Source organism: Grimontia marina (genome assembly GCF_900060185.1).
Lineage (GTDB): Bacteria > Pseudomonadota > Gammaproteobacteria > Enterobacterales > Vibrionaceae > Enterovibrio > Enterovibrio marinus.
On sequence record NZ_FIZY01000010.1, the window covers coordinates 118036 to 128923 of the forward strand.

At 51.8% G+C, this 10888-nt stretch carries 3 protein-coding genes and 1 pseudogene; 1 reads left to right on the plus strand and 3 read right to left on the minus strand.

All coding sequences use genetic code 11. The features are described 5' to 3' along the window. The first annotated feature begins 44 nt into the window (after window positions 1-44). Window positions 45-1232, plus strand: a complete 1188-nt coding sequence (gene metC / locus GMA8713_RS07575; RefSeq protein ID WP_062707382.1) for a cystathionine beta-lyase — start codon at window positions 45-47, stop codon at window positions 1230-1232. Window positions 1233-1283: 51 nt separating this feature from the next. On the opposite strand, the pseudogene GMA8713_RS28035 reads toward metC, so the two are convergent. From GMA8713_RS28035 to GMA8713_RS07595, 3 genes and pseudogenes are all read right to left on the minus strand, one after another. Beyond that, window positions 1284-1586 (minus strand): annotated as a pseudogene (locus GMA8713_RS28035) (antibiotic biosynthesis monooxygenase family protein). A 40-nt stretch (window positions 1587-1626) separates the two neighbouring features. Beyond that, window positions 1627-2244: a thioredoxin domain-containing protein gene (locus GMA8713_RS07585; RefSeq protein ID WP_062707385.1), complete on the minus strand. Its 618-nt coding sequence runs from the start codon at window positions 2242-2244 to the stop codon at window positions 1627-1629. Window positions 2245-2702: 458 nt separating this feature from the next. Then, complete coding sequence (locus GMA8713_RS07595) at window positions 2703-10874, minus strand: VCBS domain-containing protein (protein WP_232314385.1); 8172 nt, start codon at window positions 10872-10874, stop codon at window positions 2703-2705. Window positions 10875-10888 lie beyond the last annotated feature (14 nt).

Sequence of the window (10888 nt, forward strand, 5' to 3'; positions counted from 1 at the left end):
TGGGGTTGTGTTTGGATATTTTTGCGGTTGAATAGGGAGCGTTAATGTCATCAGGGAAACTGAATACCACGTTGGTATCTGCGGGTCGTAAATCCGCTTACTGCAAAGGCAGCGTCAACAGCGTGATTCAGCGCGCATCATCCATTGTTTTTGATTCTGTTGAACAGAAAAAAGTCGCGATGAAACACCGAGGTGAGCGTGAACTGTTTTATGGTCGTCGTGGCACGCTGACACATTTTGCTTTTCAGGATGCGATGACTGAACTCGAAGGTGGTGCAGGTTGTGTGCTTTACCCATGCGGCGCTGCTGCGATTGCCAACAGTATTCTTTCTTTCGTAAAAACTGGCGACCATGTCTTAATGACAGGTGGTGCGTATGAGCCAACCCAAGCGTTTTGTAACACCATTCTTGCTGATATGGGTGTTTCCACCACTTACTACGATCCGATGGATGGCGCCGAAGTCGGTGAGTTGGTGAAACCAGAAACCTCCGTTATTTTTCTCGAATCGCCAAGTTCTATCACCATGGAAGTGCCGGACATTCCAGCCATTGTTAAATCGGTGCGTAAAGTGAATCCTGACGTGGTGATCATGGTTGATAACACTTGGGCTGCAGGCATACTGTTCAAAGCGTTGGAACACGATATTGATATTTCTATCCAGGCCGGTACCAAGTATATCGTCGGACATTCTGATGCCATGATTGGCACTGCAGTGGCAAACGAGCGAACCTGGGAGCGTCTTCGTGAGCGCTCTTATCTGATGGGACAGATGGTTGATGCGGACACGGCATATATGGCATCCCGCGGTCTGAGAACGTTAGGCGTTCGCCTGAAGCAGCACCAAGAAAACAGCATCGCGATCGCCGAGTGGCTGAGTACGCGCGAAGAAGTCGCACGGGTGAACCATCCAGCGCTGCCAGAAAGTGTTGGTCACTGCAATTACCAACGTGATTTCACTGGTAGCTGTGGTTTGTTTTCCTTTGTGCTGAAAGAGAAACTCACTGACGAGCAGATCGCAAATTATCTGGATAACTTCACTCACTTCAGCATGGCGTATTCATGGGGTGGTTACGAGTCTCTGGTACTGGCTAACCAGCCGGAAGATTTAAATACTATTCGTCCTGTGGGCCCTGTGGATTTCAACGGAACATTGGTGCGTCTGCATATTGGTCTGGAAGACGTCGAAGATCTGATTACTGATTTGGAAGCGGGCTTTGATCGCATGAAGTAAGTTGGCTTCAATTTGAAAACATAAACGGCGCATCATGCGCCGTTTATGTTTTCAGCCTTTCAGTTTGGGCACAGATTCATAGTGCTCAATGGTAGGGAAAGGGTCGTAGAAGTGGTGTAGCAACGCTTTCCATTGCAAATACCCTTCGGACTACCGGAAACCCTCGGTATGATCTTCCAGCGTTTCCCAGTTTACCAGCAGTATGTAACGGTTTTCCTACTACAAACATCTGCGGACTTCATGGCTTATGTAACCCTTCTGCGCTGAGATGATGGTCTGTGCTTTGGCGAACGCGGTTTCGAATTCCGTTTTTTGGCTGGGAAGAACATTTAATATGGCAACTTCCAGAATCATATTCACTCCTTGAATTTCCTGCAGCACTTGAGTTTGACGGTTACTGTTTTTTTGCCATCAGCATTTTCAGTGTGTCAGCCAGCTCTTCAGCACTTTGGTGTGCGCTGGTATTCACCACATATTTTCCGTTGACCACGAAAGTTGGGACTGATGTGATTTCTGACTCAACGGTTATATGGTCAGCCCTCTCCAAATCTGCAAATAACGCTTCTTGCTGGGCTTCCGTCATATCAAAAGGACTGACGAGATTGTACTTAGAGAACAGGGTGCTCAGGATTGCTTTGTTCTTTTCGGCGTCTTCAGACTGCTCTTCCTGAACAAACTTAAATAGATCTTCAGTCAGTCCTCTTGGTGGCGTGCCTTCGACCTGACTCATCGCGGAGTAGTAGATCATTGCTGCAAACGTAGCGCTTTCGTTGAAGGTTACGTGTGCTTTGCCGATTTTTACACCGGCCGACGCCTCAATGGCTGGGATGGCCGCTTCCATGGAACGGCAGTGTCCGCATGAAAGGCTGAATACTTCGGTAACAACTGGAAGATTTTCCACGGTGACCGGTGCTTTTAGTGTGCGGTATTTGTCGTTTTGGGGAGCTTCGTCGCTACATGCGGTTAGAGCAAGTGCAGCGAGTAAAGAGAAAAAGAAACGTTTCAGGTTCATAAACTAAATCACTATTTGTAGCGAGTCGAGGTTCGCAGGGATGGAACTTAGATGGACGAGTATATACCCAAACGACCTGAAGATGCAGGATTCAGCAAGTTTTACTGGCGTTATGATCGCGGCGTTCCTTTGCAGGTGCAGTTACCTCCATCAAAAAGGAACAACAAAGAGCACGGCGTCAGTCAAGTCGCCCGAAGGGAGGCCCTCAATGCGCCCACTTCTTCGTTAAATTCCACGGAAATAGAACCACTATGCCTCGCGAAATTTGCCTCACATTGAACGCATTGATGACCTCTGAATGCGAGCATCTTCAGGTTGTTCGAGTATATACCCAGATGGCCTGAATACGAGCACCTCCAGGGTTATTGGGGTGTAAATCATGCTATGAAATTCAAAGCAAAAAAATGCCAGCCGGAGGGCGGCTGGCAATGAGCGCTAGGCTCTTGGGCTTCTTATTATCAGTCTATGATCATTTTGCTTTGCATCACCATCGCATCAATGACTGACGAACTGATTTGCTCGGATGTCATTCCCGAGATATCAATACTGTAGGCGTCGGCCATGTCCTCCACGCTCATGTTGTCAAACACAACCTGTTGGTCAACATTACCGTCGCCTTGAGAGGATATATTGAGCATGGCATGCCCTTCACCGTCGTCACTGAACGATAGATACTCACCGAGCGAATCGGCTGTTTCATTGTTCAAAAGATCGGAGAGGTTAATCGCATCCTGCTGGGCATCGAAATCAGCAATGTGGTCTACAGCTGGCTCGTTGGTTGTGCCTTGGTCACCGCGTAAGAAAGCGAAGGTATCCGAACCTGCGCCTCCGGCCAGAAGGTCATTGCCCTGACCACCAAAGAGCAGGTCGTCACCAAGACCACCGTCGATAATGTCATTGCCGGCATTACCGTAAATGACGTCATTCCCAGCGTTACCAAGCAACACATCGGCGTCACTGCTACCCGCAATTCTATCGTTTCCGTCTCCACCAGAGAAGGTTACGTCATCAAGTGATATAACATCATCCAGATCGTTGCTAACACCGCTCAGCGACGCGTTGGTCACCGCAGTCTCTGAGCCACCAATGGTGACATTTACCTGTGTTTGCATGCCATTTGTGGCGGTGAGGGTGATAACCTCAGCTAAAGTATCGTTTTCACCCAAAGCTGGCGTTGAGTGCGGGTCAAGCGTGTATGTCCAAGCCCCGTCGGTTAAAACCAATGAGCCATACTGTCCGTTCACTGTGGTGTCAGTAAATTCAGCTTGTGCATCATTGGTATCTAAATCAACGACAGAGAGAACACCTTTTGCTTCGAGCTTGGCGCCAGAAAAATCGGTAAAGTCAGAATACGACATCGAAGATGGCTGATTAGGCGTGTAACGTAGAAAATCCATGGTGATCCCGGGCGCGATCTGTGGTCCGTCGATCTGCACGATAACACGGCCCCACTCGTTGGCGTCATAGATGAAGCTGCCATCACCATCAAGGTCAACATCAAAGATAGCGAAGGAGTAAATATTCCCCGCTGAATCTTGATAATCGATTTGATAGTCGTAAGTGGCAGTGTACTGCACCCCGTTGATTTCTACTTTCTGGGTTGAGTCTTGTACATACTCATTTATGTAGTTGTCACCGTCCACTGTGGTGTCGTTGTCATAAAAACGTATCGTCGAACCGGAGTCATTGAACTGGAATGTCGACTCGTTCCCATAGTACTGCATGTCGCCGCCAGAGAAGGTATAACCTTCATTCAGGACAAACGCATTTCGAATGTCTACATACTCACTGGTCACAGAGTCTGGCGCCACGATAGCTGCTGTGTTGGTGCCGACGACAAATGGATCATCGTTGCTACCTGTGATGGAAACATTGATGTTTTGCACTGTGCCGTCAGTGGCGGTCAATGTGATGGTGTCAGTGACATAGTCTGAACTTGAGAGCACTTCTGCTTTCGTGTCGTCGAGCTCATACGTCCAGACTCCATTAGTCAGTGTGAGTGTACCGTAGTCACCCTGAACGATGGTGTTTTGGAACTCTGGGGTGTCATCGGCGTCCGGGTCACTAATAGCGATAGTACCGCTGACTGTTACTGTATCTCCGAAGTCACCCTCTGTAACGGCACCACTGAATACGCCAGTAACGATTGGCGCGTCATCAGTACCTTGAATGGCAATTACAATTTCATGTTGTCCGCCTTCTGAGTCAGTAATGACGATGGTTTCTAGAGTCTCTTCATCGATTTGTTGCGATTTGCTTTCATCGAAGGTGTAGGTCCAGTTACCGTTAGTCAGGACAAGCTCACCGAACTCACCTTGAACTGTGGTGTTCGGTAGAGTTGGTGTGTCACCGCTATCAACGTCTGATACGCCGATTGAGCCGCTGGCTGAGATAGGCTGGTCTTGTTGCTGCGTAGCGGTGACGTAGAAGGCAACATCGTCGTAGTCGCCATCGCCGCCGCCTACAAGATCTTCCCATCCGGAGTATGTACCTGAGTTAATCTCATAATCGAAGTCACTGCCATTTTTCGATGATTCAGACACAAATGTCGTGCCTGATGCTCCACCTTGATAGGCTGTTACTCCACCGCTTCCGAAGCTCAGACTTACACTACCGACATTAAAGCCTTTGCTGTCACCGTCAGGGATGAGGAACAGCCCCACTTTTTCACCGCCAGCGGTATTGATATTTACGCTCGAGTTGTTTACTGAGTGAGCATTATCGAAGATGATCGCCGAACGGATGACGTTGCCGCTACCATCCATCACGTAGTAACCCACACTGTTGCTGTAAGCCGCATCAGATGTGATGTTACTCAGATTGAGATAGAGATTATCACCATCCCCCACATCCCAGGTACCATCGGAGCCACGGTTAATAGTGACGTTTTCCGACGTTGAAGAAGTGTCAGATATGGTGGCTGTGGTGTCACCTGTCAACGTGGCAGCATCATCACTACCGGTGATGTTCACCACAATCTCTTGTGTGGAACCGTCTGAAGCCTCAACAGTGAAGGTATCTGTTACGTTCTGGCCTTCGTTGAGACTATCTGCCTTGCTGTTGTCGAGCGTGTACGTCCACTCGCCGTCAACAAGCGAGAGTGAGCCATAGGTGCCAGATTGATTGCTATCCGGAATTGTGACGTTGTCACTATCGATGTCGCTAACCGAGAGCTTGCCGCTGGTTGTTATCACATCACCCGCATCCCCTTCGGTCACGCTGCCGGAAGTCGTGCCTGAGATGAACGACGCGTCATCAGCGCCTGTCACCGTGATTACGATGTCCTGAGTGGTGCCATCAGTCGCTGTCAGCGTTATGACATCCTCAACTTGCTGCCCTTCACTGAGCGATTGTGCTGCATCACTCAAAGTGTAAGTCCACTCACCATCAACCAAGGATAGTGCGCCGTACTGGCCTGCTACTGTCGTATTAGCAAAGCTTGGTGTGTCGTTGGCATCCACATCGGTAATCGACAGGGTGCCGCTGACGGTTTGCGATTGCGAGTCTTCAGAGATCTGCGCGGAGAGATCACCCGTCAGTTCAGCCAGTTCATCGGTACCGGTGACCGTGATAGTGATGTCCTGCTGGGTACCGTCGGTGGCGGTCAGCGTGATCACATCCTGGGCGGTATCCCCTTCTCCCAGTGATTCAGACTTGGCTTCATCCAGGGTGTAGGTCCAGTTACCGTCGACCAGTTCAAGTGTCCCGTAGGTGCCTTCCACAGTTGTGTTTTCAAACACCGTGGTGTCACCACCGTCGACATCCACCACATCCAGTGAACCAGATGTGGTGATTGGATCGTGGAGATCGCTATAATCCAAGCTACTGATATTCTGATAGGAGTTAGGGACAAGCGCCAGTGACGTATCTGCAGAGATCTCGGGTCCGTCAAGCTGGATCAGAACCTTACCACTTTCTGTGCCGTTGACAGCATTGCTATCATCTCCATTGATGTCGACATCGACAACGGCGAAGGTATAAGTACTGCCTTCTGTGTCTTTGTAAGTCAGGGCATAATCTACATTGACGTTATAGGTTTCGCCATCAAGGCTGATGGTTTGTGTGGCGTCTTGACTGCGTTCGTTTGAGCCATCATCACTATTGAGTTGCCCCTCATCGTCGATGATTTGTACCTGTGTTGCGTCGCTACTGAAGTTAAGTTCAGGAGGGAAACTCCAGGTTACAAAAGAGCCGCTGTCGAAGCTGACATTCTCATCCATAATGAACGCGTTACCAATGGTGTGCACATCCGTGCCATCTCCGGTAACACTGCCTGAGGTGGTGCCTGTGACGACGCCGGCATTGTCGGTGCCGGTCACGGTGACCGTGACATCATGGGTTGAACCATCAGAGGCCGTCAGGGTAAAGGTATCTTCTGCCGACTGGCCTTCAGGCAGAGGCTCTGCTTTGGCGGGGTCGACGGTATAAGTCCAATCGCCATCTACCAACTCGAAGGTGCCGTATTCGCCCTGCATGGTGGTGTTGGCGATGGTGGTGTTATCACCGGTATCAGGGTCAACAACAGTGATAGAGCCGGAGACCGAAGCATCCGCGTCCGTCACCGTTGCTGTCACATCACCCGTCAGTTCAGCCAGTTCATTGGTACCGGTGACCGTGATAGTGATGTCCTGCTGGGTACCGTCGGTGGCGGTCAGCGTGATCACATCCTGGGCGGTATCCCCTTCTCCCAGTGATTCAGACTTGGCTTCATCCAGGGTGTAGGTCCAGTTACCGTCAACCAGTTCAAGGGTTCCGTAGGTGCCTTCCAGGGTCGTGTTTTCAAACACCGTGGTGTCGCCACCGTCGACATCGACCACATCCAGCGAACCAGAGGTGGTGATGAGAGACTCGCCAATCTCCAGTTTCACCGTGGCCGCGTTGCCATCAGCATCGACCAGGTAGTAGCTGCCGTCAGCGGTTTGGACGATAACCGGCGGGGTATTGTCATTTTCAATGCCGGTGATATGCCCTTGGTGAACGAGATTACCATCACTGCCAATCGTGTATAAGTCAACGCCCTCAGTAGCATTCGGAACGACAAAGACAGGTTGTCCGTCGACATAGCCCGCGGATGAGGAGTAGGCACCTGCGCCTTCCAGAACATCTGTCTGGGTCATTGAGCCATCTTCAGCGATTTCATAGATTACGGTGGTGCCTGAGGTGGAGGAAGCAATGGCATAGGTGGTGCCATCGTCAGCTTCGTAGAAATTAACTGTATTGGCTGACGAAAAGGATACGGCTTCACTGTCAATCAGGGTGAGCTCACCGGTTGTGCTGTCAATGGCATAGGTGTTGATCATATCTGCGCTGCTTGATACCAGTAAGTCACCGTGCTCATTACTGACGATATCAATACCTGACACCACATTACCGCCAGCAATGGAGGTGCCATTTTCAACGATAGTGCCAGCATCAGGGTCATAAGTCAGTGTGTCAATGGTGTGACCTTGAGGACGGGTCGCGAAGATAAGTTCGGTGCCATCATCGGTTTCAAAGGTGACATTCTCGCGGACAATACCCGTTTGTGAGTTACCAAAGTTGAGGCCTGCAGTGACACTTAATTGTCCATCGGGTGAAACCTCCCACGTGGTAATGGAGCCGCTGTTTTGCGATGTCAGGAACAGGGTTGGTTGTCCATCAATGGAGGAGACATTGGACTGAGTCAGACCATTGCCGAGCGCACCGACAGGAATACCGGCCTCTTGCAATGCGGCAGTCAAATCACCGCCAGATGTTGACGTCACCGTTCCGGTATAGCGGTCATAGACAATACGGTCAGTTTCAGTGAGCGAGCCATCATCTTCTACACGGGAGATAATGGTGGTGCCGCTGTAACCAAAGGCGGTGGAAATCACGTAAGGGACGCCATCAATGGTGACGGCAGTCGTGCTCCTTCCACCATTGGCATCTGCCTCTGTCACTTCACCGCCCGTGAGGCTGCCACTCTCTTCCACATTCAGCGTAAAGCCCGCGGCATCGACGCTGCCTGAGGTGGTGCCCGTGACAACGCCGGCATTGTCGGTGCCGGTGACGGTGACCGTGACATCATGGGTCGAACCATCAGAGGCCGTCAGGGTAAAGGTATCTTCTGCCGACTGGCCTTCAGGCAGAGGCTCTGCTTTGGCGGGGTCGACGGTGTAAGTCCAATCGCCATCCACCAACTGGAAGGTGCCGTATTCGCCCTGCATGGTGGTGTTGGCGATGGTGGTGTTATCACCGGTATCGGGGTCAACAACAGTGATAGAGCCGGAGACAGAAGCATCCGTATCCGTCACTGTTGCCGTCACATCACCGATCAGTTCAGCCAGTTCATCGGTACCGGTGACCGTGATAGTGATGTCTTGTTGAGTGCCGTCGGTGGCGGTGAGCGTGATCACATCCTGGGCGGTATCCCCTTCTCCCAGTGATTTAGACTTGGCTTCATCCAGGGTGTAGGTCCAGTTACCGTCGACCAGTTCAAGTGTCCCGTAGGTGCCTTCCACCGTCGTGTTTTCAAACACCGTGGTATCACCACCGTCGACATCCACCACATCCAGGGAACCAGAGGTGGTGATGAGAGACTCGCCAATTTCCAGTTTCACGGTGGCGGTATTGCCATCAGCATCGACCAGGTAGTAACTGCCGTCGGCGGTTTGGACGATAACCGGCGGGGTGTTGTCATTCTCTATGGAGGAGACGTTACCCTGATGTACCAGCGAGCCTTCGCTGTTAATGGTGTAGAGGTCGACACCACCATCCGGGTTCGGCGCAACGAAAACAGGCTCCCCGTCGACATAACCGGCGGTCGACATATACGCGCCGGCATTCTCAATGACATCAGTCTGTGTCAGGGTGCCGTCAGCGGCGACTTCAAACACCGTGGTCACATCGGCACTGCTGCTGGAGCTGATGGCATAGGTGGTGCCATCAGGGGTTTGATAAAAGTTCACCGAGTTGCCATTGCCGGAGGTGACCGGCTCACTGTCAACCAGAGTGAGGTTACCGGTAGCGCTGTCGACCGCATACAGACTGACAACGTCATTGCCGCTTGCGGAGACAAAGGTATTGCCATCAATCGTAATAATGTCGATGCCTGACACCCAGTCACAGGAGGTGTAGGAGTTGCCTGTTTCAGCAATTTCACCGGTTTGCGGGTTGTAGGAGAGGACATCGACGGTATCACCCTGAGGACGGGTAGCGAAAATCAGTGTCTCACCATCATCCGTTTCGAAAGTGACGTTTTCGCGCACAATGCCTGTTTGCGAGTTACCGAAGGTCAACCCACCATTGACGGTGAGCTGGCCGTTACCCGAAATCTCCCAGGCAGAAATTGAACCGCTGTTTTGCGACGTCAGGAATAGGGTAGGTTGACCGTCGATATTCGAGACATTTGACTGTGTGAGACCATTGCCGAGCGCACCGACAGGAATACCGGCCTCTTGCAATGCGGCAGTCAAATCACCGCCAGATGTTGACGTCACCGTGCCGGTCTGGTAGTCGTAGACAATACGGTCAGTTTCGGTGAGCGAGCCATCATCTTCTACACGGGAGATAATGGTGGTGCCGCCGTTAACAAAGGCGGTGGAAATCACGTAAGGTACACCGTCAATCGTGGTGGTGGTGGTATTCCAACCGCCATTGTTATCGCCCTGGGTGACATCACCAGCGGTGAGGTTGCCACTCTCTTCCACATTCAGCGTAAAGCCTGCTGCGTCCACGCTGCCTGAGGTGGTGCCTGTGACAACGCCGGCATTGTCGGTGCCGGTCACGGTGACCGTGACATCATGGGTAGAACCATCAGAGGCCGTCAGGGTAAAGGTATCTTCTGCCGACTGGCCTTCAGGCAGAGGCTCTGCTTTGTCCGGATCGACGGTGTACGTCCACTCGCCGTCCACTAATTCAAAGGTGCCGTAGTTGCCTTCCATCGTGGTATTGCCGATGGTGGCGGTTTCGCCACTGTCAGGGTCAGTGACCGTGATAGTCCCGGTTGTTGAGGTATCCTGGTCAGTGACCTGTCCGGTGGTGTCCCCGGTGACGACAGCCGCATCATTGGTGCCGGTCACGGTCACCACAATCTCATGGGTTGAGCCGTCAGAGGCGGTGAGGGTAAAGGTGTCGTTGGCTTCCTGTCCTTCTGGCAGGGACTGGGCTTTGTCCGGATCGACGGTGTACGTCCACTCGCCGTCCACTAATTCGAAGGTGCCGTAGTTGCCTTCCATGGTGACATTGTCGATGGTGGCGGTGTCGCCACTGTCAGGGTCAGTGACCGTGATAGTCCCGGTTGTTGAGGTATCCTGATCGGTCACCTGTCCGGTGGTATCGCCGGTAACGACAGCCGCATCATTGGTGCCGGTCACGGTCACCACAATCTCATGGGTTGAACCGTCAGAAGCGGTGAGGGTAAAGGTGTCGTTGGCCTCTTCACCTTCCGGCAGGGCTTGCGCTTTGTCTGGGTCTACCGTGTAGGTCCAGTTCCCATCCACCAGCGTAAAGGTGCCGTAGTTGCCTTCCATGGTGACATTGTCGATGGTGGCGGTGTCGCCACTGTCAGGGTCAGTGACCGTGATAGTCCCGGTTGTTGAGGTATCCTGGTCAGTGACCTGTCCGGTGGTGTCCCCGGTGACGACAGCCGCATCATTGGTGCCGGTCACGGTCACCACAATCT